General features: G+C 72.6%; 17 protein-coding genes. 2 read left to right on the top strand and 15 right to left on the bottom strand.

The window, feature by feature from the left end; genetic code table 11:
- The first annotated feature begins 164 nt into the window (after positions 1-164).
- Positions 165-1,277: a helix-turn-helix domain-containing protein gene (locus ASC82_RS10150; RefSeq protein ID WP_056644355.1), complete on the top strand. Its 1,113-nt coding sequence runs from the start codon at positions 165-167 to the stop codon at positions 1,275-1,277.
- A gap of 9 nt (positions 1,278-1,286) precedes the next feature.
- On the opposite strand, the gene ASC82_RS10145 is transcribed toward ASC82_RS10150, so the two are convergent.
- The 15 genes from ASC82_RS10145 to ASC82_RS10075 form a co-directional block, all read right to left on the bottom strand.
- Positions 1,287-2,327 carry an aldo/keto reductase gene (locus tag ASC82_RS10145; RefSeq protein WP_056644353.1) on the bottom strand — a complete coding sequence of 347 codons (1,041 nt, stop codon included), beginning with the start codon at positions 2,325-2,327 and terminating at the stop codon, positions 1,287-1,289.
- On the bottom strand, positions 2,324-6,256 hold the full coding sequence (locus ASC82_RS10140; RefSeq protein WP_056644352.1) for an ABC transporter ATP-binding protein: 3,933 nt from the start codon (positions 6,254-6,256) through the stop codon (positions 2,324-2,326). Before ASC82_RS10140 ends, ASC82_RS10145 begins: the two co-directional genes overlap by 4 nt.
- Positions 6,253-7,662: an LLM class flavin-dependent oxidoreductase gene (locus ASC82_RS10135; protein ID WP_056644350.1), complete on the bottom strand. Its 1,410-nt coding sequence runs from the start codon at positions 7,660-7,662 to the stop codon at positions 6,253-6,255. The genes ASC82_RS10140 and ASC82_RS10135 overlap by 4 nt, the downstream gene beginning before the upstream one ends.
- Positions 7,646-8,533, bottom strand: a complete 888-nt coding sequence (locus tag ASC82_RS10130) for an ABC transporter ATP-binding protein (RefSeq protein ID WP_079039179.1) — start codon at positions 8,531-8,533, stop codon at positions 7,646-7,648. Before ASC82_RS10130 ends, ASC82_RS10135 begins: the two co-directional genes overlap by 17 nt.
- Complete coding sequence (locus tag ASC82_RS10125; protein ID WP_056644348.1) at positions 8,509-9,438, bottom strand: ABC transporter permease; 930 nt, start codon at positions 9,436-9,438, stop codon at positions 8,509-8,511. Before ASC82_RS10125 ends, ASC82_RS10130 begins: the two co-directional genes overlap by 25 nt.
- Positions 9,435-10,508: an ABC transporter substrate-binding protein gene (locus ASC82_RS10120; protein ID WP_056644346.1), complete on the bottom strand. Its 1,074-nt coding sequence runs from the start codon at positions 10,506-10,508 to the stop codon at positions 9,435-9,437. Before ASC82_RS10120 ends, ASC82_RS10125 begins: the two co-directional genes overlap by 4 nt.
- A 42-nt stretch (positions 10,509-10,550) precedes the next feature.
- Positions 10,551-11,054, bottom strand: coding sequence for a flavin reductase family protein (locus ASC82_RS10115; RefSeq protein WP_056644344.1), 504 nt, complete (start codon positions 11,052-11,054; stop codon positions 10,551-10,553).
- A gap of 322 nt (positions 11,055-11,376) precedes the next feature.
- On the bottom strand, positions 11,377-12,612 hold the full coding sequence (locus tag ASC82_RS10110; protein ID WP_056644342.1) for an ROK family transcriptional regulator: 1,236 nt from the start codon (positions 12,610-12,612) through the stop codon (positions 11,377-11,379).
- Between the two features lie 447 nt (positions 12,613-13,059).
- On the bottom strand, positions 13,060-13,638 hold the full coding sequence (locus ASC82_RS10105; protein ID WP_056644339.1) for a TetR/AcrR family transcriptional regulator: 579 nt from the start codon (positions 13,636-13,638) through the stop codon (positions 13,060-13,062).
- An 89-nt stretch (positions 13,639-13,727) separates the two neighbouring features.
- Positions 13,728-15,317: a phosphoglycerate dehydrogenase gene (gene serA, locus ASC82_RS10100; RefSeq protein WP_056644337.1), complete on the bottom strand. Its 1,590-nt coding sequence runs from the start codon at positions 15,315-15,317 to the stop codon at positions 13,728-13,730.
- Between the two features lie 237 nt (positions 15,318-15,554).
- On the bottom strand, positions 15,555-16,556 hold the full coding sequence (gene ilvC / locus ASC82_RS10095; protein WP_024756290.1) for a ketol-acid reductoisomerase: 1,002 nt from the start codon (positions 16,554-16,556) through the stop codon (positions 15,555-15,557).
- A gap of 119 nt (positions 16,557-16,675) precedes the next feature.
- On the bottom strand, positions 16,676-17,203 hold the full coding sequence (gene ilvN, locus ASC82_RS10090; RefSeq protein ID WP_024756291.1) for an acetolactate synthase small subunit: 528 nt from the start codon (positions 17,201-17,203) through the stop codon (positions 16,676-16,678).
- 31 nt (positions 17,204-17,234) lie between these two features.
- Positions 17,235-19,085, bottom strand: coding sequence for an acetolactate synthase large subunit (locus tag ASC82_RS10085; protein WP_056644335.1), 1,851 nt, complete (start codon positions 19,083-19,085; stop codon positions 17,235-17,237).
- Between the two features lie 228 nt (positions 19,086-19,313).
- Positions 19,314-22,067: an EAL domain-containing protein gene (locus ASC82_RS10080; protein WP_199862513.1), complete on the bottom strand. Its 2,754-nt coding sequence runs from the start codon at positions 22,065-22,067 to the stop codon at positions 19,314-19,316.
- A 517-nt stretch (positions 22,068-22,584) separates the two neighbouring features.
- A complete protein-coding gene (locus tag ASC82_RS10075; RefSeq protein ID WP_199862507.1) occupies positions 22,585-23,550 on the bottom strand; it encodes a 2-hydroxyacid dehydrogenase in 966 nt (321 codons plus the stop codon).
- A 75-nt stretch (positions 23,551-23,625) separates the two neighbouring features.
- Between ASC82_RS10075 and ASC82_RS10070 the strand changes: the two genes are divergently transcribed.
- The gene (locus tag ASC82_RS10070; RefSeq protein WP_056644331.1) at positions 23,626-24,648 is read left to right on the top strand and encodes an aldo/keto reductase; all 1,023 of its coding nucleotides are present in this window, start codon (positions 23,626-23,628) and stop codon (positions 24,646-24,648) included.
- The last annotated feature ends 57 nt before the right edge of the window (positions 24,649-24,705 follow it).

Raw genomic sequence — 24,705 nt, 5'->3', positions numbered from 1 at the left:
GGGTGACGAAGGGTGCTGTACCCGATCTTTCGTAAGAAAACGGGAACAGCACGGAGAACCACCGTGAAACCTATGGATCGCTCCGATCCTCTGCCATCGACAGCTGTCACGCATCCGTGCGCGGCATCTCATACACATGTCTGAAGGGGTGCGAGAATGGCGCTGTGAAGGGCGATTACCAAGAACTGGTCGACGAGATCTCCGCGCTCCTGGGCGCCCCGGCGACGCTGGAGAACCGCGACTTCGGGCTGATCGCCTTCGGCGCGCACGACAGCGACGACGACGCCGCGATGGACCCCGTCCGGACGCGGTCGATCCTGACCAGGAAGTCGACCCCGGCGGTCCGCGCCTGGTTCGAGGGCTTCGGCATCACCCGGGCGACGGGCCCGGTCCACATCCCGGCCGCCCCGGACGCCGGGGTGTTCCGCGACCGGATCTGCCTTCCCGTACGCCATCGGGGCGTCGTCCTCGGGTACGTCTGGCTGCTCGACGCCGAGCCCGGCCCCACGCCCGCCCAGCTCGCGGCCGCGATGGAGGTAGCCACCCGGATCGGCGGGCTCCTCGCCGACGAGGAGCGCGCGGGCGCCGACCTCTCCCGCGAGTTCGCCGCGGTGCTGACCGCCGGGCGCGGCTGGCAGAGCGACATGGCCGTCGCGGCGCTCCGGGCGGCCCTGGGCCCCAGCGCGGACGGACTGCACACCCTCGTCTGCGTGACCCCCTGGCAGGGCGAGGCCCCCTCGATCCGGCCGGTCCCCGGCGCGGCGGCGGTCGCAACGCTCCCGGAGGCCGAGTCCCTCGCCGTCCTCGTACGGCTGCGCACGCCCGAGGACCTCTCCCCCGCCCACACGGCCGCGGACCGGCTGCGCGCCGCCGCGACGGCCGGCATCGCGACCCCCCGCCGGGGCCTCACGGAGCTCCCGGCGGCCTGGCGCGAGGCCAGCACGGCGGCCCGCGCCGCCACGGCTCAGCCGACGCTCGGCCCGGTCGCGGAGTGGGCCGGGATCGGCCCGTACCGGCTGCTCGCGGCGCTCTACCACCCCGAGATCGACCCCGCCGTCGCGCCGCTGCTCGCCCCCGCGCACGCGGAACTGGCCCGCACCGCCGAGGTGTTCCTCGACAACGCGGGCCAGGCGGGCCGCACGGCGGCGGCCCTGGGCATCCACCGGCAGACCCTCTACTACCGGCTGTCCCGGGTCGAACAGCTCACGGGCCTGGACCTCGACGACGGCGAGGACCGGCTGCTGCTCCACATGTCCCTGAAGTCGGCGCGGCTCTGAACGCAGCCGTCAGGGACGCGCGCGGCGGCGCAGCTCCGGCTCCCCCAGCGCGGGCGGCACGTATCCGCCGTCCCGGGCGGACAGGTTCGTGCCCGGCGGCACGATCTTGTCGATCCGGTCGAGGACGTCCCGGCTCAGCCGGATCCGGTCCGCGCCGAGCTGCGCCTCCAGCTGCTCGAAGGTCCGGGGCCCGATGATCGCCGAGGTGACGGCGGGGTGCTCCAGGACGAAGGCGAGCGCGAGCTGGACGAGGGTCAGTCCGGCCTCGTCGGCGAGGTGGGCCAGCGCCTCGGCGGCGTCGAGCTTGGCCGCGTTCTCCGGGTCGGCGATGTCGAAGCGGGCGGCCTGGCGGTCGATCCGGCTGGACTGCGGCTGCTCCGCTCCCTTGCGGTAGCGGCCCGAGAGCCAGCCGCCGGCGAGCGGGCTCCAGGTGAGGACACCGAGCCCGTAGCGCTGGGCGACGGGCAGCACCTCGCGCTCGATGCCCCGGGCGAGCAGGGAGTACGGCGGCTGTTCGGCGACGACCCGCTCGCGGCCCCGGCGCTCGGCAATCCACTGGCCCTCGACGATGGCGGAGGGCTCGAAGGTGGAGGTGCCGATGTAGCGGATCTTGCCCTGGCGGACGAGGTCGGTCAGGGCGCCGAGCGTCTCGTCGAAGTCGGTCTCCGGCTCGGGGCGGTGCACCTGGTAGAGGTCGATCCAGTCGGTGCCGAGGCGGCGCAGGCTGTTCTCGACCTCGCGGACGATCCAGCGCCGGCTGTTGCCGCGCTCGTTGGTGTCCTCGCCGAGGCTGCCGTGGAACTTGGTGGCCAGGACGACGTTGTCCCGGCGGCCGCCCGCGAGGGCCTTGCCGACGATCGTCTCCGACTCCCCGGCCGAGTAGACGTCGGCGGTGTCGACGAAGTTGATGCCGGAGTCCAGGGCTTTGTGGATGATGCGGACGCTGTCGGCGTGGTCGGTGTTGCCGCGGGCGCCGAACATCATCGTGCCCAGGCACAGCAGGCTCACCCGGACGCCGGTGCGGCCCAGCAGGCGGTGTTCGGTGGTCATCGTGCACTCCCTTGTACGAGTCGGTCGTGGTGCTCCGCCGCCGCGGGGGCGGACGGGGTGGTACGGGTGGTGGTGCCCTGCCGGTAGGCGTCCCAGAGGCGGCGGTACGGCCCCTGGCCCGCGAGGAGCTGGGCGTGCGTGCCGCTCTCCACGACGGTGCCCGCCTCCAGGACGACGACCCGGTCGGCCCGGGCGGCCGTGGTGAGCCGGTGCGCGACGACGAGCGTCGTGCGCCGGCGGCTGAGCGCGTCGACGGCGGCGGCCACGCGCCGCTCGGTGGCGAGGTCCAGCGAGGCGGTCGCCTCGTCCAGGAGCAGGACGTCGGGGTCGATGAGTTCGGCCCGGGCGAGGGCGAGCAGCTGGCGCTGCCCGGCCGAGAGGCCGTGGCCCCGCTCCCCCACCGGGGTCAGATAGCCGGCCGGCAGGGCGGCCACCGTGTCGTGGGCGCCGACCGCCCTGGCGGCGGCCTCCACCTCGGCGTCGGTGGCGTCCGGGCGGCCGTAGGCGATGGCGTCGCGGACGGTGACGCCGAACAGGTGCGGCTCCTGCGGCACGATGCCGAGCCTGCGGCGGTAGCCGGTCAGGTCGAGCTCGCGCAGGTCGTGACCGTCCACCCGGACGGCTCCGGCCACCGGGTCGTAGAACCGGGCGAGCAGCTTGACGACGGTGGACTTGCCCGCGCCGGTGGTGCCCACGAGCGCGACGGTCTCGCCGGGGGCGACCCGCAGCCGGACGCCGTGGAGCACGTCCCGGTCCCGGCCGCCCGCGTAGTGGAACGACACGTCGTCGAACTCGATCTCGCCGCGCAGCGAGGTCACCCGGAGCGGAGCCGCCGCCGGGGGCGTGGCGACGGGGGTGCGCATCAGGGCGCGCAGCCGGCTCATCCCGACGACCGCCTGCTGGTAGCCGTCGAAGACCTGGGAGAGCTGCTGGATGGGTGAGAAGAAGAGTTCGACGTAGAGCAGGAAGGCGATCAGCGTCCCCGCCGTCAGCTCCCCGGAGCGCACCTGCCCCACGCCGACGGCGAGGACCGCGGCGGTGGAGAGCGTGCCGAGGAACTCCACGAAGGGGAAGAAGGTGCCCATGTAGCGCTGGGCGCGCAGCCGCGAGTCGCGGAACGACCAGGCGAGGGCGGCGAAGTGGGCGGCGTTGTGCCCCTCGCGCCGGAACGCCTGGGTGACCCGCAGCATGCCCACGTTCTCCTGGAGGCAGGCGTTGACCGTACTGATCCGTTCCCGGGCCTCCAGGTAGGCGGGCACCGAGTAGTGCCGGAACACGGCGGTCGCGCCGATGAGCAGCGGCAGCGCGGCGAGCAGGACGAGCGCGAGACCCGCGTCGATGACGAGGAGCGCGGCCAGGACGCCGAGGACGGTGAGGAGGCTGACGACCGCGGTGATCAGACCGGTCTGGAGGAAGTTCGACAGGGCGTCCACGTCGGTGGTCATCCGGGTCATGATCCGGCCGCCGAGCTCCCCCTCGTAGTAGTCGAGGCCGAGTCGCTGCAACTGGGCGTAGGTCTTGATCCGCAGGGTGTAGAGGAGCCGCTCGCCGGTGCGTCCGGTGGTACGGACCTGGGCGACGCCGACGAGCCAGTTCAGGCCGACGACGAGGGCGGCCGCGGCCGAGGCCGCGAGGAGGACGCCCCCGGCCTGGTGGGCGACGCCGCCGTCCACCCCGTGGCGCACGAGGACGGGCACGGCGATCTGTGCGAGGGCGTCCACGGCGACCAGGAGCAGACCGGCGAGGAGCGGGAGCCGGAACGGCTTCAGGAGGGTGCCGAGATGGAACCGGGGGTCGGCGGAGACGGCCTGTTCCAGCGGCACCCTGGGGTCGTCCTCGGGCAGCGGGAGCCGTTCGAGGGCAGCGAGGAGTTCCGGGGTCGGCGGTGCGGAGCCGAGGACCCCGCCGCCCGGTCCGCCGCGGCCCGGACCGGCGGTGGCCGCGGCCTCGGCGAGCGCGTTGGCGGCCCGTACGGCCGTGGACTCGTCGTGGACGCGACCGGAGTCCGCGGGGCGCCGCCACAGCTCCTCGGTGACGCCCCGCGCCGGGGCCGGGGCCTCCTCCTGCCGCCCCGCCTCCCCGTCGATGGCCAGGAGCGAGCGGAACAGGGCCGAGCGCGAGCGCAGTTCGTCCAGGGTGCCGGTGTCCACGATCCGGCCGCCGTCCATGAGCGCGATCCGGTCGGCCAGTTCCAGCGTCGATTCGCGGTGGGCGACGAGCACGGTGGTGCACCGGCGCCCGGCCTCGCGCAGGGAGGCGTGGATGTCGGCCTCGACGCGGGCGTCGATCGCGGAGGTGGCGTCGTCGAGCACCAGGACGGCGGGGTCGCCGAGCAGGGCGCGGGCGAGGGCGATCCGCTGGCGCTGACCGCCGGAGAGCGTGAGGCCCTGCTCCCCCACGAGGGTGTCGTAGCCGTCGGGCAGCCGCTCGACGAACTCGTCGGCGCACGCGAGGCGGGCGGCCGCCCGGATCTCCTCGTCGCCGGCGTCCGGACGGCCGTACGCGATGTTGGCCCGTACGGTGTCGGAGAGCAGCAGGCTCTCCTCGAAGACGAAGCCGATGCGGGAGCGCAGGCCGACCAGGGTGAGGTCGCGGACGTCGTCCCCGCCGACCCGGACCGTGCCGGCCGCCGTGTCGTAGAAGCGGGGCAGCAGGGCGACGGCGGTGGACTTGCCGCAGCCCGCGGGGCCGATGAGCGCGAGCGTCTCGCCCGGGCGCACGTCCAGGCTGAAGCCGCGCAGCAGGGGCTCGCCGGCCCCGTGGGCGAAGGTCACGTCGTCCCAGGCGAGCGCGGGGAGTTCGGTGGCCGTGCCGGGGGCGCCCGGGCCGTTCGTGGACTCGGCGGGCAGGTCGCGGGCGGTCGGCGGGTCGGTGATCCCCGGCTCCTCGTCGATCACCTCGAAGACGCGCTCCGCGCCCGCTCTCGCCTGCTGCCAGACGGTGAGCAGGGTCGCGACCTGGCGGACCGGGGTGACGAACGAGCCGAGGTACGCGGTGAAGGCGAGGAAGGTGCCCAGCGAGACCCGGCCGTCGAGCGCCAGCCAGCCGCCGAGGACCAGGACCGCCACCTGCCCGAGCGCGGGGACGGCCTGGAGGGCGGGGTTGTAGCGGCTGGTGAACGCGACGACGCGGAGCCGCGAGGAGAACAGCCCCCGGACGCGGCGTTCGAGCCCCTCCAGTTCGCGCCGCTCCTGGCCGAAGCCCTTGACGATGCGGACCCCGGTGACCGTGGCCTCGACGGCGGAGGCGACCTCGGCCGCCTCCTGCTGGGCGTGCCAGTTGGCGGGGAAGAGGGTGCGCCGGCCGCGCAGCGCGATCAGCCACAGGAGGGGGCCGACGACCAGGGCGACGACGGTGAGCAGCGGCGAGAGCCAGGCCATGAAGACCAGCGAGACGCAGAACATCAGGGCGTTGCCGGTCATGTTGGGCAGGAACTGCAGCAGCGTCTGGATCAGGGTGATGTCGGAGATGGAACGGCTCACCACCTGGCCGGTGCGCAGGTCGTCCTGTTGCGCGCCGTCGAGCCGGAGGAGCGCGGCGAAGGCGTCGTTGCGCAGGTCGTACTGGACGCCGAGGGAGAGCCGGCCGGAGCAGTAGCGGCGGACGAAGCTCCCGGCGAAGCGCACCGCCCCGATGCCGGTGAGCAGCAGCACCCACGGGGCCAGGGAGGCGGTGGCGGAGCCGGCGACGCCGTCGACGACGTGGCGGAGGACGAGGGGCAGCGAGGCGGTGGCGACGGCGGCGACGGCCGCGGCGCCGAAGGCGAGCAGGAGGTCGGTGCGGCGGCGGAGCGCGTACCCGCCGAGGCGGCGCGCCCAGCCGGGCCGCGCCGTCCCGGCGGGCCCGGCCGCCGGGGACGGTGCGGACTCCGCGGCGGACGGGGACCGTGCGGCGGACGGGGCGGCCGTGTCAGGGGGACAGTCGCTCACCGGGTCTCGACCAGACCGATGCCGAGGTGGCCGCCGGGCGCCTCGGCGCCCTCGCGCCCGGCCCCGTCGAACAGCCGGTTGGCGGGCCGGGGCAGGCCGTAGTGGTCCCGCAGGGTGGTGCCGGTGTACTCGGTGCGGAACAGGCCGCGCTCCTGCAGGAGCGGCACCACCCGGTCGACGAAGGCCTCCAGGCCCGAGGGCAGGACGGCCGGCATGATGTTGAAGCCGTCGGCCGCGCCGCTGACGTACCAGTGCTCGATGGTGTCGGCGATCTGCTCGGGCGTACCGGCGAACGTCCGGTGTCCGCGGCCGCCGCCGAGCCGTCCGATCAGCTGGCGGACGGTGAGCCGTTCGCGGCGGGCCAGTTCCACGATCAGCGTGTAGCGGCTCTTCGCGCCCTCGATGTCGTCCTCGGTCGGGATGTCCTCGGGCAGTTCGGCGTCCAGGTCGAGCTCGTCGGGCGCGATCTTCAGCCGCAGGGCCAGCTGGCGCTTGGCGTACTCCGGCACGATGAGCCGGTCGAGTTCGGCGTCCAGCTCGCGGGCCTCCGCCTCGGTGTCGCCGATGACGGGGACGATGCCGGGGAGGATCTTGATGCCGTCGGGGTCGCGGCCGAGCGCGAGCGCCCGCTGCTTGACGTCCTTGTAGAAGGCGATGCCTTCCTCCAGGGTCTGCTGGGCGGTGAACACCGCCTCGGCGTAGCGGGCGGCGAAGTCCTTGCCGTCCTCGCTCGACCCGGCCTGCACCAGGAGGGGGTAGCCCTGCGGGGAGCGCTCGACGTTCAGCGGCCCCTCCACCCGGAAGAACTCGCCCCGGTGACCGATGCCCCGGACCCGGTCGGCGCGGGCGTGGATCCCGCCCTCCTTGTCCGCGACCACCGCGTCGTCGGCCCAGCTGTCCCACAGCTTGGTGGCCACGTCGACGAACTCGGCCGCGCGCCGGTAGCGCTCGCGGTGCAGCGGGGTGTCGTCGAGGCCGAAGTTGCGGGCCGCGTCCGCTCCGGCCGTGGTGACGATGTTCCAGCCGGCCCGCCCGTTCGACACGTGGTCGAGCGAGTTGAAGCGGCGGGCCAGGTTGAAGGGTTCGTTGTAGCTGGTGGAAGCGGTCGCGATGAGCCCGATGCGGGAGGTGACGGCGGCCAGGGCGGTGAGGAGCACGGTCGGCTCCAGCTTGCTGACGGGCCGGCGCCCGGGGTCGCCCTGCTGGACGGGGCTGTCCGCGAGGAAGACCGAGTCGAGCAGGCCGCGTTCGGCGATGCGGGCGAGGTTCTGGTAGTGCGCGATGCCGGTGCCGCCGTCGGCGGGGCTCTCGGGGAGGCGCCAGGCCGCCTCGTGGTGGCCGACCGACATGAGGAAGGCGTTGAGGTGGAGGGGCTTGCGGGCGGGGCGGTCAGACGCGTGCGGCATGGGGGTGGTCCTCCGGGCGGGGTTCGGGGGCGGGCGGTGCGGAGTGCACGCCGAGCGCGGCGAGCAGGGCGTCGCGGTACTGCTGGAAGCGCGGGTCCCGGCGGTTGCGCGGGGTGGGGAGGTCGATGGCGAGGTCGACGGAGATCTCCCCCTCGTCGAGGACGAGGACGCGGTCGGCGAGTTCGACCGCCTCGTCGACGTCGTGGGTGACGAGGAGGACCGCGGGGCGGTGGCGTTCGTACAGTTCGCGGAGCAGGTCGTGCATCTTGATCCGGGTCAGGGCGTCGAGCGCGCCGAACGGCTCGTCGGCGAGCAGCAGTTCGGGGTCGCGTACGAGTGCGCGAGCGAGCGCGGCCCGCTGCTGTTCGCCGCCGGACAGTTCGTGCGGCCAGGACCGCTCGCGGCCGGCGAGGCCCACCTCGGCGAGCGCGGTCAGACCGCGTTCGTGGGCGCCGGGCCCGCGGAGCCCCAGGGTCACGTTGTCGAGGACCCGCAGCCACGGCAGCAGCCGGGAGTCCTGGAAGGAGAGCGAGACCCGCTCGGGCACGAGCAGCTCTCCCGAGCCCTCGACGTCGTGGTCGAGGCCGGCCACGGCGCGCAGCAGCGTGGACTTGCCGGAGCCGCTGCGGCCGAGGAGGGCGGTGAACTCCCCCGCCGCCAGGGCAAGATCGATCTCCTTGAGGACGACGCGGTCCCCGAAGCGCCGGACCAGGCGCCCGGCCCGTACGGCGGGGGGTGCGTCGGGGACGCCGGGAGCGGGGGCCCCGGGATCGAGGCCCTGCCGGCTGCCGTCCCGCCCCTCGGGGGCGGTCTCCGCCTCGACGGGGCGCGGGGCGTGGTCCTTCGTCAGCCCGCCAGCGTGCGTCGCCATGACAGGGCCCTCCTCTCGACGGCGCGGACAAGGGCGTCGGAGGCGAACCCGAAGGTGCCGTAGGCCACCAGGCCGACGATGATCACGTCCGACTGGGCGTACTGCTGGGCCTGGAACATCATGTAGCCGATGCCGCTGGTGGCGTTGACCTGCTCGACCACGATCAGCCCCAGCCAGGACGAGGTGACGCCGAGCCGGAGCCCCACGAAGAAGCCGGGCAGCGAACCGGGCAGGACGACCTTGCGCAGGAACTGCCAGCGGCCCAGTTCCAGCACCTCGGCGAGCTCCACATGCCGACTGTCGATGCCGGTCAGCGAGGCGTAGGTGTTGATGTAGACGATCACGGCGACGCCGAGGGCGATGACGGTGATCTTCATCTGCTCGCCGATGCCGAGCCAGAGGATCAGCAGCGGCAGCATCGCGAGCGACGGAATGGCCCGCTTGATCTGGAGGGGCCCGTCGACGAGGTACTCGCCGGTGCGGCTGAGTCCGGCGACGACGGCGAGCAGCACGCCCGAGGCGACCCCGAGCAGCAGACCGAGCCCGGCGCGCTGCAGGGAGACGAGCACATTGCCCTGGAGTCGCCCGTCGGCGATGAGCTCGACGGCCGTGGAGACGACCGCACCGGGACCGGAGAGGATGCGCGGGTCGAGGTAGCCGGCGGCCGAGGCGGCCCACCAGAGGGCGACCACGAGCGCGGGGCCGAGGAGCCGGCCGAGGGGAACGCTCCGGCCGGGGCCGAGGCGTCGCCGCCGCCGGAGGCCGGAGCGGGACACCGGGGCGGTGGCCGGTGTCGCGGCGGCCGGCTTCCGGGCCGCGGGGGGCTTCGTGTCGGCCGGCTCCCGCGGCGGGGCGGGGACGCCCGCCGGGACGCGGGTGCGGACATCGGTCAGGGCGTCGCTCATGATCCCTCCCGGTACTGGGCGGGTACGGCACCGGAGGCGAGGCCCTCGAAGCGCCGGTCGAACAGCGAGGCGGCGTCCAGCTTCGGCACGAACCCTCCTTCGGCCAGCAGGTCGGCGGTCTCCTGCTCCCAGGCGATGGCCTTGTCCCAGGAGACGGGGAACTGCGGTTTCGCGAGGGAGGCGACGATGCGACGGCCGTCGGCCTCCTTCACGCCCTGGTCCTTGACGTAGTAGGCGTCGATCCAGCGGTCGGTGTTCTCCCACGCCCACACCACGCCCTGGGCCCACAGCGGCACGAAGCTGCGGACGGCCGCGGCCTTCGCCGGGTCGTTCAGCACCTCGACGGGCGCCCAGAGGACGGTCAGCAGGTCGATGACGTCGGTGGGCACCCGGCGGGCGCCGTCCCCGGCGTACTGGCTCAGGTACTTGGTGAGCGTCGGCTCGCCGAGCGGCGCGGCGTCGACCTGCTTGGACTGCAGCGCGGTCAGGAACTGGGTGCTGGGCAGTTCGACGAGATCGACGTCGCCGTTGGCTATCCCGGCCTGCTTCAGGGCCCGCAGGACGACCACGCCCTGCGCCTGCCCCTGCGAGAAGGCGATCTTCTTGCCCCGGAAGTCCGCGACGCTCCGGACGGCCGAGCCGGGCGCGGTGGCGAAGACGTACGAGGGCTGTCTGCGCACCTGTACGGCGACGATGCGGGATTCCACACCGATGGCCTCGGCCTGGATCGGCGGAATTCCTGCATTGCTGGCCAGGTCGATGGAGCGCGCCCGGAATCCCTGGATGATGTCGGGTCCCGCGCTCAGATTGGGCCACTCGGAGACGGTGAAGGGGAGTTTCTTTCCGATACCCGATTCGGCGAATTGAATGCGTGAACTGCGGACGGCGACGGTGAGCGACGTACCGGCCGGCGGCGGCCCGGTGGGCAGCTCCTTCAGCGGTACGGAACTGGCGGCGTTGCCGATCTGGGGCGCGCATCCCGCGGCAGCGAGGACGGCGCCGGACGCGAGGGCGAGGAAGCCTCTGCGTCCGAGGGCGGGGGACGGTGGCAGGTGCGGGAAGGAGGACATGGCGGGAGTTCCTGTCGGGTGCGGTGCGCGCGGGCGAGGGGGTCAGAGGGAGTGGTAGCCGCCGTCGTGGAAGACCAGCGGGCGCCGGTTCGCGTCCTGCCGGGCCTCCACGACGCGGCCGATGACGATGCGGTGGTCGCCGGCGGGGACGAGCTGCTCGATGTCGACGCGCAGCCAGCCGGTGACGCCGTCGAGGACCGGGTCGCCCTGGTCGAGCCGCCGCCACCCGGTGGGCCGGGCGAACCTGTCGATCCCGCTGGTGGCGAAGCGCCTGGCCAGGGCCTCCTGGTCGTCGCCGAGGAAGTTGACGACCGCGGACGTGGCGCGCCGGATGTGCGGCCAGGAGGAGGAGCGGGTGGCGATGCCGAAGGAGAGGAGCGGCGGTTCGAGGGAGAGGGAGGTGAGCGAGGTGGCGGTGAAGCCGACGGGGCCGGATCCGGCGTCCGCGGTGACGACCACGACGCCGGCCGGATAGGCGCGGAACGCCTGCTTGAAGAGGCCGGGTTCGAGACCGGCCGCGGGATGCGAGGACAAGGAGACAGTCATGTTTCCCCCGGGCGACGGAGAGGGGTGGGCAGGGCGGAGGACGGCATGCCGAAGCCGGACAGGGCGGAACGAGGGCACGGCGACGGAAGGGCCGGAACGTCACGCGTGCGGAAAAGGGGCACGCGCGGAAAAGGAAAGCGGGATCGAAAGCAGGGAAACCGCTCGGATCAACAGGCGCGGCAGGGACAACAGGAACGACGGGCAGGTGCCGAATGCGGCACGTGGCGTCGGGTCCTCTGCGGGCTGCTCATGAATACATCTTCCCGTTGGCGATCCGACCGGGTCAACAATGCAACTATCTGAATTAAGTCGGCATTCGCCGTCAGGACACCGCGGGCAGCGCCGGCCAGGGACCGAGCGGGTCGTCGTGCAGGGCGCCGAGGGCGACGGCCGGTCCCGCGGTGGCCAGCACCCGGCCGGTGAAGCTGCTCGGCACGACGGACCGCTCGGGGTCGTCGCAGACCAGCGACCGTTCGGTCGTGGTGGCGCGCAACTCGGCCAGGCAGTGCGCCAGTCGGCCGGCGCTCGGTTCGACGACGACCAGGACCTCGGGGTCGAACATGTCGAGGAGGACGGCCGCGGCCCGGCCGACGAACCGGGCCCGCCGGCGGAACACCGAGACCGCGGTCTCGTCCCCGTCCACCGCCCGCTGCAACAGCTCGGGGAACGTCTCGGCGTACAGGCCCTGCCGGGCGGCCCGGCGCAGCATCGCGGGCTCCGACACCTCGGACTGGAGGCAGCCGGGGACGCCGCACTCGCAGGTCGTGCCGGCGTCGCCCGTCCCCACCGGCAGGTGGGCGATGTTGCCCGCGCCGAACCTCGGCCCCTGGTGCACCGTGCCGGCGGAGACGAAGGCCGCGTCCACCACGTTGCCGACGAAGAGCACCACCGCGCTGGCCCGGGCCGAGGCGACGCCGACGAGCTGTTCGGCGCGGGCGAGGGCGCGGGCGTGACTGTCCACGTGGACGGTCAGCCCGGTGGCCTCCGCGAGCACCTCCCGCACCGGGACGTCCCGCCAGCCCAGCTGCGGATGGTGGACGACGACCCCGGCGGCCGGGTCGACCCAGTGGCCGGTGGCGACGCCGAGCGCGAGCGCGGTCCGGCCGGGGCCCTGGGCGGCGAGCATCCGGGGCAGCCCCTCGGCCACCCGGTCGAGCACCTCGGCGGGTTCGGTGCTGGTGTGCGGGAGGCGCTCCTCGGCGACGAGGCGCCCCCGGAGGTCCATGAGGGCGAGCGTGGTGTGGGTGACGGCGACGTGCGCGCCGGCGAGGAGGTAGCGCGCGGTGTCGATCTCGACGGGGATGTGGGGGCGGCCGAGTCCTCGCGGGCCGGCCGTTTCCGGGCCTTCCTTGACGAGCCCTCGGCCGATCAGGGCGCCGCAGTGGCCGGTGACCGAGGCAGGAGAGAGGCCGGTGAGCCGGGCGATCGTGCTGCGGGCGACCGGCCCGTGGTCGAGGATCGCCCCCAGGACGGCGCCGGTGCTCGAGGTGCGCCGCGGGGGGACGGCCGCGGAGGGGATGTCCGCGCGGCGCAGGGGGACGGGGCGGGAGGAGGACATGCGCGTTCTGTCCACGAGGGCCTTCTTCGGGTCCGTAGCGGTGGTGCGTACCGCCGCCGCGCGGGATGCGGCCGGCCGTCCCGCCGGGTGCGGCGGCGGGGAGGGGACGGCGTACCGGAAGGGTCGGACGGGCGGGAGCCGTTCCGGAGGCGGGCGGACGCGCGAAGCTCCCGGTCGGGAGCCGCTCTCGGCGTGCGCCGACGGGCCGCGGGGTCCACTCCCCGGAAGTGTCCTCGGGGTGTCAGGGGGCCGCGCGGTCTCCGCCGTGCGCTCGCGGAGCTACGGACACGCTGCGGAGCACACACGCTTCAGGTCGACGTGACCTCGTGTCGTGAGAAGCGCGGAACGGTGCATGGCGCGCAACATAGCCGGAGTGCCGCAAGACGGTCAATCGACGGCCCGCATGATGGACGGCGCCGGCCCGGACCCTTCCCGGCCGGCGGAGTGTCAGTTCTGCTCCCCCATGAGCACTTTGAGGCCCTCCGTGAGGTCGTCCGCGCTCGGTGCCGTGTCCGGGTCCACCATCCACTGGATCATCACGCCGGTCGCGAGGGCCTGGCAGAGCAGTCCGGCGACGCGGGCCTTCTCGGGGTCCCGCTCCGGGTCGATGCCGAGGAAGCCCTGGGCCATGCCGAGGCGGCCCTCGCGCTGGGGTTCCTTGATGGCCTCGCGGAGCTTCTCGTCGTCGTCGATGCGGGTGACGACCTCGGTCTGGAGCTTCCAGACCGGCCGGCTCGCCCCGGCCGCGGCGATCACCTGCTCCCAGACGGCGTGGAAACGCTCGTACGGGTCGGCCGGCAGCGCCTCGGCACCCTCCGCACCGGCCGCACCGGCCTGGTCCCCCCACTCCTCGGTGAGGGCCAGGAAGGCCTGCTGGAGCAGGGCGTCCTTGGAGCCGTAGTGGTAGCCGATGGAGGCGAGGTTGGTGCCGGAGGCGGCGACGATGTCGCGGGCCGTGGTGCGCCCGTACCCCTTCTCCAGGAGGCAGCGCTTGGCACCGTCGAGGAGGTCTTCCTTGTGTCCCATGACAGCACTGTACCCGGCCGATAGACAATTGTGTAAGACGAATGTCTATCGACCGGGTACGGGTACGCGCGTACGGACGGTGCCGTGCGTCAGATCAGGTTGACCGAGCGGGCCGAGGCGGCGCCGATCTCCTCGGAGATCTCCGCGAGGACGGCCGCCGGCACGCTGTCGTCCACGGTGAGCACGACGAGCGCCTCGCCGCCCTCCTCCGCGCGGGAGACCTGCATGCCCGCGATGTTCAGACCGGCCTGGCCGAGGATCCGGCCGACCGTGCCGACGACGCCCGGGCGGTCCTCGTAGCGCAGCACGACCATGTGCTCGGCGAGCGCCAGGTCCACGTCGTAGTCGCCGACCGCGACGAGCTTCTGGAGGTGCTTCGGGCCCGCCAGCGTGCCGGAGACCGCGACCTCCTCGCCGTTCGCCAGCGTGCCGCGCACGGTGACGACGTTGCGGTGGTCGGGCGACTCTGAGCTGGTCGTCAGCCGGACCTCGACACCGCGCTCCTGCGCGAACAGCGGGGCGTTGACGTACGACACGGTCTCGTCGACCACGTCCTCGAACACGCCCTTGAGCGCGGAGAGTTCGAGCACCTTCACGTCGTGCTGGGTGATCTCGCCGTAGACCTCGACGTCGAGACGGGCCGCGACCTCGCCCGCGAGGGCGGTGAAGATCCGGCCGAGCTTCTCGGCGAGCGGCAGACCCGGCTTCACGTCCTCGGCGATGACGCCGCCCTGGACGTTGACCGCGTCCGGGACGAGCTCGCCGGCGAGCGCCAGGCGCACCGAGCGGGCGACGGCGACGCCGGCCTTCTCCTGGGCCTCGTCCGTGGACGCGCCGAGGTGCGGGGTGCACACGACCTGGTCGAGCTCGAAGAGCGGGGAGTCCGTGCAGGGCTCCTTCGCGTACACGTCGAGGCCGGCGCCGGCGACCCGGCCCTCCTTGAGGGCGGTGTAGAGCGCCGCCTCGTCCACGATCCCGCCGCGCGCGGCGTTGACGATCCGGACGGAGGGCTTGACCTTGTGCAGCGCCTCGTCACCGATGAGACCGAGGGTCTCGGGGGTCTTCGGCAGGTGGACGGTGATGAAGTCCGCGACCTCCAGGAGCTCGTCCAGGGCCAGCAGCTTCACCCCCATCTGGGCGGCGCGGGCCGGCTGCACGTAGGGGTCGTACGCGACGATCTTCATGCCGAAGGCCGACATGCGCTGCGCGACCAGGACGCCGATGCGGCCGAGGCCGACGACGCCGAGCGTCTTCTCGCTCAGCTCGACGCCCGTGTACTTGTTGCGCTTCCACTCGCCGTTCTTCAGCGCGGTGTTGGCCTGCGGAATGTTGCGCGCGGTGGCGACGAGCAGACCGCACGCGAGTTCGGCGGCGGTGACGATGTTCGAGGTCGGGGCGTTGACGACCATCACGCCGGCCTTGGTGGCGGCGGAGACGTCGACGTTGTCCAGACCGACACCGGCACGGGCGACGACCCGGAGCTTGTTCGCGGCGGCGATGGCCTCGGCGTCGACCTTGGTCGCGGAACGGACCAGGATCGCGTCCACGTCCGCGATGGCGGGGATCAGCTCGGCGCGGTCGGCGCCGTTGCAGTGCCGGATCTCGAAGTCCGGGCCCAGCGCGTCGACGGTGGCGGGCGACAGCTCTTCAGCGATGAGTACGACAGGTTTCGAGCTCACGTGAGTCCTCACAGATCCAGTGCGGACGGCCGTCCCGACGGCCGCAGGCGGTGGAGGGGGCTTGCCGCGTGAAAGCGCACGACGCTGTGGGCCTGACGCGTATGTTGTTGAGAAGTGTAGTGGTGCGTCGGCGCAGCTCATACGCCTCGTTGGAAGGATCACCCGTCCGTGGTTGGACGAGGTGTCCAACGATGCGGGACGGGGCCGGACACACTGTCCGGCCCCGTCCCGGAAGGCTTACGCCTCCTCGTCGTTCACCCAGCTCATGAGCTTCCGCAGCTCCTTGCCGGTGGTCTCCAGGAGGTGGTTGGCGTCCTGGGTCTTGTACTCGTTGTACTTCTTCAGGCCGCCGTGGTACTCGGCCATCCACTCCTTGGCGAAGGTGCCGTCCTGGATCTCCGCGAGGACCTTCTTCATCTCGGCCTTGGTGGCGTCGGTGATGATCCGCGGGCCGGTGACGTAGTCGCCCCACTCGGCGGTCTCGGAGACCGACCAGCGCATCTTCTCCAGGCCGCCCTCGTACATGAGGTCGACGATGAGCTTCAGCTCGTGGAGGCACTCGAAGTACGCGATCTCCGGCTGGTAGCCGGCCTCGGTCAGGGTCTCGAAGCCCGCCTTGACCAGCGCCGCGGTACCACCGCAGAGGACGGCCTGCTCACCGAACAGGTCGGTCTCGGTCTCTTCCTTGAAGGTCGTCTTGATGACGCCCGCGCGGGTGCCGCCGATGCCCTTGGCGTACGAGAGCGCGAGCGCGAAGGCGTTGCCGGTCGCGTCCTGCTCGACGGCCGCGATGCACGGAACGCCGCGACCCTCCTCGTACTGACGGCGGACCAGGTGGCCCGGGCCCTTCGGGGCGACCAGGGCGACGTCGATGCCCTCGGGGACCTCGATGAAGCCGTAGCGGACGTTCAGTCCGTGGCCGAAGAAGAGGGCGTCGCCCGCCTTCAGGTTGTCCTTGATGGACTCCTCGTAGACCTTGGCCTGGATCGGGTCCGGGGTCAGGATCATGATGAGGTCGGCCTCGGCCGCCGCCTCGGCGACGGAGACGACGCGCAGGCCCTGCTCCTCGGCCTTGGCCTTGGACTTGGAGCCCTCCTGGAGACCGACGCGGACGTCGACACCGGAGTCACGGAGCGACAGCGCGTGGGCGTGGCCCTGGCTGCCGTAGCCGATCACCGCGACCTTGCGGCCCTGGATGATGGACAGGTCGGCGTCGGCGTCGTAGAAGAGCTCGGCCACTGGAAATCTCCTTGAGGTGCTGGTGTTGCGTCCCACCGTACGGGGGAGCGCTTGAGGGAAGCTTTGGGGTCTCGGCAGTCGGACCGCCGGATGGACCGGCGGTTGACCTCCGATGACTCTCAGGCGCTGCGGTCGAGGGCGCGCAGGGACCGGTCCGTGATGGACCGGGAGCCGCGCCCTATGGCGATCGTGCCGGACTGGACGAGCTCCTTGACGCCGAACTGCTCCAGCATCTTGAGCATCGCGTCGAGCTTGTCACTCGAACCGGTGGCCTCGATGGTGACCGCCTCGGGCGAGACGTCCACGGTCTTGGCGCGGAACAGCTGCACGATCTCGACGATCTGGGAGCGGGTCTCGTTGTCGGCGCGGACCTTCACCAGGACGAGCTCGCGCTGGATCGCGGCGCTGGGCTCGAGTTCGACGATCTTCAGGACGTTGACCAGCTTGTTGAGCTGCTTGGTCACCTGCTCCAGGGGCAGGTCCTCGACATTGACCACGATGGTGATGCGGGAGATGTCGGGGTGCTCGGTGACACCGACGGCGAGCGAGTCGATGTTGAAGCCGCGGCGGGAGAAGAGCGCGGCGATCCGGGCGAGGATGCCGGGCGTGTTCTCGACGAGAACGGAGAGCGTGTGCTTGGTGGACATGTCTGGGTCTCTTCCTTGTCGCTCTTCGCCGTCAGTCGTCTTCGCCGTCGCCGAAGTCGGGGCGCACGCCCCGCGCGGCCATGACCTCGTCGTTCGAGGTGCCCGCGGCGACCATCGGCCAGACCTGGGCGTCCTCGTGGACGATGAAGTCGACGACGACCGGACGGTCGTTGATGGCGTTCGCCTCGGCGATGACCTTGTCCAGGTCGGCCGGGTCCTCACAGCGCAGGGCGACACAGCCCATGGCCTCGGAGAGCTTGACGAAGTCGGGGACGCGGGTGCCCTTGTTCGCCTGGACGTCGTCCGGGCCGGAGTGCAGGACGGTGTTGGAGTAGCGCTGGTTGTAGAACAGCGTCTGCCACTGGCGGACCATGCCGAGGGCGCCGTTGTTGATGATGGCGACCTTGATCGGGATGTTGTTCAGCGCGCAGGTGGTGAGTTCCTGATTGGTCATCTGGAAGCAGCCGTCGCCGTCGACCGCCCAGACCGTGCGGTCCGGCATGCCGGCCTTGGCGCCCATCGCGGCGGGGACCGCGTACCCCATCGTGCCGAGGCCGCCGGAGTTCAGCCAGGTGGCGGGCTGCTCGTAGTCGATGAAGTGGGCGGCCCACATCTGGTGCTGGCCGACGCCCGCGGTGAAGATCGTGCCCTCGGGGGCGAGCGCGCCGATGCGCTGGATGACCTGCTGCGGCGAGAGGCTGCCGTCCTGCGGCAGGTCGTAGCCGAGCGGGTAGGTCTCGCGCCAGCGGCCCAAGTCGCTCCACCATGCGGTGTAGTCGCCCTTGTTGCCCTCGCTGTGCTCGGCCTGGACGGCCTGGACCAGGTCGGCGATGACCTCGCGGGCGTCACCGACGATCGGGACGTCGGCGGCGCGGTTCTTGCCGATCTCGGCCGGGTCGATGTCCGCGTGGACGATCTTGGCGTACGGGGCGAAGCTGTCGAGCTTGCCGGTGACGCGGTCGTCGAAGCGGGCGCCGAGGGCGACGATCAGGTCGGCCTTCTGGAGGGCGGTGACGGCGGTGACCGAGCCGTGCATGCCCGGCATGCCGACGTGCTGCGGGTGGCTGTCGGGGAAAGCGCCGAGGGCCATCAGCGTGGTGGTGACCGGGGCGCCGGTCAGCTCGGCGAGGATCTTCAGCTCGGCGGTGGCGCCGGCCTTGATGACGCCGCCGCCGACGTACAGCACGGGCCGCTTGGCGGCGGAGATCAGCTTCGCGGCCTCGCGGATCTGCTTGGCGTGCGGCTTGGTCACCGGGCGGTAGCCGGGCAGGTCGGTCTGCGGCGGCCAGCTGAAGGTGGTCTTCGCCTGGAGGGCGTCCTTCGCGATGTCGACCAGGACCGGGCCGGGGCGGCCGGTGGAGGCGATGTGGAAGGCCTCGGCGATCGTCCGCGGGATGTCCTCGGCCTTGGTGACCAGGAAGTTGTGCTTGGTGATCGGCATCGTGATGCCGCAGATGTCCGCCTCCTGGAAGGCGTCCGTGCCGATGGCCTTGGAGGCGACCTGGCCGGTGATCGCGACGAGCGGGACGGAGTCCATGTGCGCGTCGGCGATCGGGGTGACGAGGTTGGTCGCGCCGGGGCCGGAGGTCGCCATACAGACGCCGACCTTGCCGGTGGCCTGCGCGTAGCCGGTGGCGGCGTGGCCCGCGCCCTGCTCGTGACGGACGAGGATGTGGCGCACCTTCTTCGAGTCCATCATCGGGTCGTAGGCCGGGAGGATGCAGCCGCCCGGAATGCCGAAGACGGTGTCGGCTCCGACTTCCTCGAGAGAGCGGATGAGGGCCTGCGCGCCCGTGACGTGCTCGACGGCGGTGGCGGGCTGCGCGCCGTTACGGGGCCGCGGCTGCGGATGGTGCCCGGTGGCCTGGTCGGTCATCAGCATCTCTTCTCGAAGCAGAGGGTGTTTGCGAGGCGTTTTGCGAGGTTTTGCGTTGCTCTGGGAGTGATCCAGTGCAACAAAAAACCCCTCGTGCCGTGAGGCAAGCGAGGGGAGCGCGTCGGGTGCTTTCTCAGCTGGGCCTGTGGTGGCCCCGCTTCAGCCGACGCGCTTTCCAAGTACGAGAATTCGGGTGCGCATGGCACTGACCCTCCCTCTCCCACCTCACCACTGTCAAGTGGGTGGGACGGGCGTCTCAGTATTTGAGCGGAACGGGGGACGGTTTCCGGCCCGTACGGGGACCCCTCCGGGGAGCGGGTACTCGTCCCGTACGAGGGCCCTGCGCAGGCGGTACTCGTCGAGCGGGCCCGAGAAGGCCATGCCCTGGGCGTGACTGCAGCCCATGGCGCGCAGCGCGATCACCTGCTCCGGTACGTCGACGCCCTCGGCGACGGTCTGCAGCCCGAGCTCGCCGGCGATGCGGAGCACCCCTCGGGTGATCTTGCGGAGCCTGGCGGACTCGACCACGCCCTCGACGAGCCCTCGGTCCAGCTTCAGTATGTCGACGGGAAGGCGCCGGAGGGCGTCGATCGCCACATGTCCGCTGCCGAATCCGTCGAGGGCGATCCGCACGCCGAGACGGCGCAGGGTCACGAGGCGCTGTTCGAGTTCGTCGAGCGAGGTCCGGGCGTCGCTGTCGGCGAGCTCGATGATCAGCGAGCCGGACGGCAGTCCGTGCCGGGTGAGCAGCGACTCGACCGAGCCGAGCGGGAGCGAGCGGTCGAGGAGGCGGCTGGCGGAGAGCCTGATGGACACGGGCGCGCGGTGGCCGATACCGGCCCGCTCGGCGGCCTGCTCCACCGCCTCTTCGAGGAGCCAGCGGCCGAGCTCGGCGGTGCGGGCTCCGTCGTCGGTGACGCGGAGGTACTCGGCGGGGGTGAAGAGGATGCCCTGGGTGGAGCGCCAGCGCGCCTGGGCGCTGACGGCGGAGATCCGGCCGGTGGCGAGGTCGACGACGGGCTGGTGGAGCAGGGCGAACTCGCCGTCGTGGAGGGCGGTGCGCAGCCGGGCGGCGAGCTCGGTCCGCCGGACGACCTCGGCCTGCATCTGCGGCGCGTACAGCTCGACCCGGTCCTTGCCGGCGGCCTTGGCCCGGTACATCGCGAGGTCGGCGTTGCGCAGGAGGTCGCCCGCCTCCATGCCGGGCTCGGCGAAGGCGACGCCGATGGAGGCGGCGACCCGCACCTCGTTGCCGCCGTCGACGCGGTACGGCCGGGAGAGCGTGAGCCGGAGCCGGTCGGCGATCTCCTGGACCTGGGTCTCCCGGGCGTCCTGCTCGCGGCCGCCGTCGCCGAGGATGAGGGCGGCGAACTCGTCCCCGCCGAGCCGGGCGGCGGTGTCGCCGGCCCGCACGGACTCCTGGAGGCGGCGGGCGGCCTGGACGAGGAGGTCGTCGCCGGCCTGGTGGCCGAGTCGGTCGTTGACCCCCTTGAAGCCGTCGAGGTCGATGAAGAGCACGGCGGTGCCGGGGTCGGAGGCCCGGCGGCCGCTGAGCGCCTGCCGGACCCGGCGGGTGAAGAGCGCCCTGTTGGGCAGGTCGGTGAGCGGGTCGTGCTCGGCGTTGTGCTGCAACTGGGCCTGGAGGCGGACCCGTTCGGTCACGTCCCGGCTGTTGAAGATGAGGCCGCCCTGGTGGCGGTTGACGGTCGACTCCACGTTGAGCCAGTCGCCGCGGCCGGAGCGGAAGCGGCACTCGATCCGGGTGGTGGGCTCCTCGGCGGGCGAGGCCGCGAGGAAGCGGCGCACCTCGTGGACGACGCCGCCGAGGTCCTCGGGGTGGATGAGGGAGGCGAGCTCGGAGCCGATGAGCTCCTCGGCCTCGCGTCCGTACACACCGGCGGCGGCCGGGCTGACGTAGCGGAGGATCCCGGTCGGCGCGGCGATCATGATGACGTCGCTGGAGCCCTGCACGAGGGACCGGAAGTGGTTCTCCTTCTGGGCCAGTTCGTGGGTCAGCGCGATGTTGTCGAGGAGCATGATGCCCTGCCGCACGACGAGGGCGAGCACGACGGTGCAGCCGGTGAGCACGACGACCCGGTCGACCCGGCGGCCCTCGACGACGTTGTACAGGATGCCGAGGGTGCAGACCGCGGCGGCGAGGTACGGCGTGAGGGCGGCGAGCGAGCCCGCGACCGGACGGCTGTGCAGCCACGGCCCGCGGGTGGCGGCGGTGCTGTCGGGCAGCCGTCGCACCCCCCAGGGCGCGTACGCCAGGAGCAGGGAGCCGGCGAACCAGCCGGCGTCGAGGAGCTGGCCCGAGGCGTAGTTCTCGCGGAGCAGCGGCGAGGTGAACAGGGCGTCGCACAGGACGGTCAGGGCGAGCGCGGCGATCGCGGTGTTGGTCGCCGAGCGGTTCGCCTGGGAGCGCCGGAAGTGCAGCGCAAGGACCATGCTGACCAGGACGATGTCGAGCAGCGGGTACGCGAGCGACAGGGCGGCCTGGGCGACGGACTCGCCGTCGAAGTGCGCGGTACGGGCGAGGGCCAGGCTCCAGGAGAGCGTGAGCAGGGAGCCGCCGATGAGCCAGGCGTCGAGCCCGAGGCAGACCCAGCCGGCCCGGGTGACGGGCTTCTTGGCCAGGACGAGGAGTCCGACGATGGCGGGCGGCGCGAAGAGCAGGAAGAAGAGGTCGGCGACGGAGGAGTCGGGCACCTGCGTCCGCAGGACGACCTCGTACCACCCCCACACCGCGTTCCCCGCGGCGGCCATGAACGAGGAGAAGGCGAAGAGCAGCCACGCGGGGCGGTCGCTGCCGCTGTGGGCGCGGGCGTAGAGGGAGCAGGAGACCGCGGCTGTGAGCGCGGCGGCGCTGAGCCCGAAGTCCCCCATGAAGAGGGCGAGTTCCGGCGATCCCCAGCCGAGGGACGCGCCGGTCGTGTAGCCGGCGCAGATGAGCACCAGGGCGATCTGGGAGAGGAGCGAGCCGATCCCGGAGCGGTCGCGGCCGGGGTGCCCGGATTCGCCGCCGACGGGGCTGCGCGCGATGACCGCCCCGGGCGCGCTCACCGGCCCCTCCGGCGTCGCGCCGCCACACCCGGACGGATGGTGCGGACGCGCGGGCGGCTCCTCGGCACCTCCGGTGGCGTGCCCGTCGCAGTCGTGCGGTCCGGCGGCGCGTGGCGCCCGGAGCGGTGTGGCCTGGCCCGGCACCGAGCGCGCGAGATCGGCAGAGGGGCGCGGGAGGCCGGCCGGCGGCGTCGCCGCCGCGTCGGATCGTCGGTCCTTCGGCCGTGCTTCACCCGTCGCCCCCCTCGAAAACTGATGACCCGTCACTTCGCTCCCCAGCGTCAGCCCGTCATCGACGCAGCCCCCCGCTCCGGGACGATACACCAGGACCGTCACTCAGGGACAGGGTCGCAGTACTCTCCGTGACTACCTGGGGGCTTGTGAGCGGCGCGCGTCGGGGGCGCACTCCGCACGCCCCGGCCGGCCGGGGCCATGGGGCTCAGCCGGTGGTGAGGAGGACGTTCGCCGGCTCCTCCCCCGCCGCGAACCGCCGCAGCTGCCCCGCGATCAGCCGCTTCGCGCGCGGCATGAACGCCGAAGTGGAACCGCCCACATGGGGACTGATCAGGACACCGGGAGCGTGCCACAAAGGATGCCCGGCCGGCAGCGGTTCCGGGTCGGTGACGTCGAGCGCCGCCGTGATCCGGCCGCTCTCGACCTCCTTGAGCAGCGCGGCCGTGTCCACGACCGGCCCGCGGGCGACGTTCACGAGCAGTGCGCCGTCCTTCATCCTGGCCAGGAAGCCGGCGTCGGCGAGGTGACGGGTCTGGGGCGTGAGCGGAGTGGACAGCACGACCACGTCGGCCTCCGGGAGCAGGGCGGGCAGCTCCGCGAGGGCGTGCACCCGGCCGCGCTCGGTGGTGCGCGCGGAGCGCGCGACGCGCGCCACCCGCGCGCACTCGAACGGCGCGAGCCGGTCCTCGATGGCGGCGCCGATCGACCCGTACCCCACGATCAGCACGGACTTGTCGGCGAGCGCGGGGTAGAAGCCGTCCCGCCACTCCTCGGCGTCCTGGCCGCGCACGAACCCGGGGATGCCGCGCAGCGAGGCCAGGATCAGCGCGAGCGTGAGCTCGGCGGTGCTGGCCTCGTGCACCCCCTTCGCGTTGCAGACGGCGACGCCGGGCCGCAGCGAGCCGATGCCGGGGGTGACGTGGTCGATGCCCGCGGAGAGGGTCTGCACGACCCGGACCGAGGTCATCGCGGGCAGCGGCCGCACGGCGACCTCCGAGCCCTTCATGTACGGGACGACGTAGAACGCGCAGCGTGCGGGATCGGCGGGGAAGTCCGGTCCGCCGTCCCAGAAGCGGTAGTTCAGGCCCGACTCGCCCGGTGCGGGGAGTCCTTCGATCTCGTCCGCGGGAACCGGAAGCCACACGTCGACGGTGCTGTCTTCGAAAGTCATGTCCGGGAGGCTATGCGAAGAATCCCGCGCGCCATTGGTTACTTTGGGGGACGGCACAGGGAGGGGTACCGGCAGGTGGAGCGCAGGACTATCGGGGCGACGGCGCTCGACGTGGGTGCGATCGGCCTGGGGTGCATGCCGATGAACTGGGCGTACAGCCGTTCGCAGCAGCGGGGGGACCGCTCGCTGCGGACCGTGCACGCGGCCCTGGACGCCGGGGTGAGCCTGCTCGACACCGCCGACATGTACGGGCCGTTCACCAATGAGCTGTTGGTGGGACGGGTGTTGAAGGAGCGGCGGGCGGAGGCCTTCGTCTCGACGAAGTGCGGACTGCTCGTCGGCGACGGCGGCGAGCGTCGGCACGTGGTCGCCAACGGCAGGCCGGGGTACGTGCGTCGGGCCTGCGACGCCTCACTGCGGCGGCTCCAGACCGATGTGATCGACCTCTACCAGCTCCATCGCGCGGACCCCGAGGTGCCCGTCGAGGAGACCTGGGGCGCCATGGCCGAGCTGGTGTCGGCGGGCAAGGTGCGGGCGCTCGGGCTGTGCGCCGTCGGCACGCGGTCGGCCCGCAGGGGCGCCACGGGCGTCAACCGCGACGGATATGAGGGAACGATCCGCCAACTGGAGCGGATCCAGCAGGTCTTCCCGGTGGCGGCCGTCGAGGCCGAGCTGTCGGTGTGGTCGCCGGAGGCGCTGGTCCGGCTGCTGCCGTGGTGCGCGGCCCGCGGGGTGGGCTTCCTGGCGGCGATGCCGCTGGGGAACGGTTTCCTCACCGGGACGCTGACCCCGGGCGGCGGCTTCGAGGAGGACGATCCGCGCGCCCGGCACCCCCGGTTCACGGCCGAGATGATGGCGGCGAACCAGCCGCTGGTGGCGGGGTTGCGGCGGGTCGCGGCGCGGCACGGGGCCGAGGTCACCCCGGCGCAGGTGGCGCTGGCGTGGGTGCTCGGGCGCGGGCCGCACGTCGTGCCGGTGCCGGGGGCGAAGCGGGAGCGGTGGGCGGTGGAGAACGCGGGGGCGGCCGGGCTGCGGCTGACGGCCGGGGACCTCGCGGAGATCGCGGCGCTGCCGGCGCCCCGGGGGTCGTGGGACTGAGCGCCGCGCCGGAACCGGTTGCCGGTGGGCGGGAACCTGATCGGGTCGAGCGGTGTA

Source organism: Streptomyces sp. Root431, assembly GCF_001426585.1.
Classification (GTDB): Bacteria; Actinomycetota; Actinomycetes; order Streptomycetales; family Streptomycetaceae; genus Streptomyces; species Streptomyces stackebrandtii.
Note: the sequence above shows the minus strand (reverse complement) of the source record. Positions and strands in the feature narration are given on the sequence as shown.

Coding starts and splice junctions, on each gene's coding strand:
- ASC82_RS10145 (WP_056644353.1), bottom strand. CDS start 2,327: ATGACCACCGAACACCGCCTGCTGGGCCGCACCGGCGTCCGGGTGAGC.
- ASC82_RS10135 (WP_056644350.1), bottom strand. CDS start 7,662: ATGCCGCACGCGTCTGACCGCCCCGCCCGCAAGCCCCTCCACCTCAAC.
- ASC82_RS10130 (WP_079039179.1), bottom strand. CDS start 8,533: ATGGCGACGCACGCTGGCGGGCTGACGAAGGACCACGCCCCGCGCCCC.
- ASC82_RS10125 (WP_056644348.1), bottom strand. CDS start 9,438: ATGAGCGACGCCCTGACCGATGTCCGCACCCGCGTCCCGGCGGGCGTC.
- ASC82_RS10120 (WP_056644346.1), bottom strand. CDS start 10,508: ATGTCCTCCTTCCCGCACCTGCCACCGTCCCCCGCCCTCGGACGCAGA.
- ASC82_RS10115 (WP_056644344.1), bottom strand. CDS start 11,054: ATGACTGTCTCCTTGTCCTCGCATCCCGCGGCCGGTCTCGAACCCGGC.
- ASC82_RS10110 (WP_056644342.1), bottom strand. CDS start 12,612: ATGTCCTCCTCCCGCCCCGTCCCCCTGCGCCGCGCGGACATCCCCTCC.
- ASC82_RS10105 (WP_056644339.1), bottom strand. CDS start 13,638: ATGGGACACAAGGAAGACCTCCTCGACGGTGCCAAGCGCTGCCTCCTG.
- ilvN (WP_024756291.1), bottom strand. CDS start 17,203: ATGTCCACCAAGCACACGCTCTCCGTTCTCGTCGAGAACACGCCCGGC.
- ASC82_RS10085 (WP_056644335.1), bottom strand. CDS start 19,085: ATGCTGATGACCGACCAGGCCACCGGGCACCATCCGCAGCCGCGGCCC.
- ASC82_RS10075 (WP_199862507.1), bottom strand. CDS start 23,550: ATGACTTTCGAAGACAGCACCGTCGACGTGTGGCTTCCGGTTCCCGCG.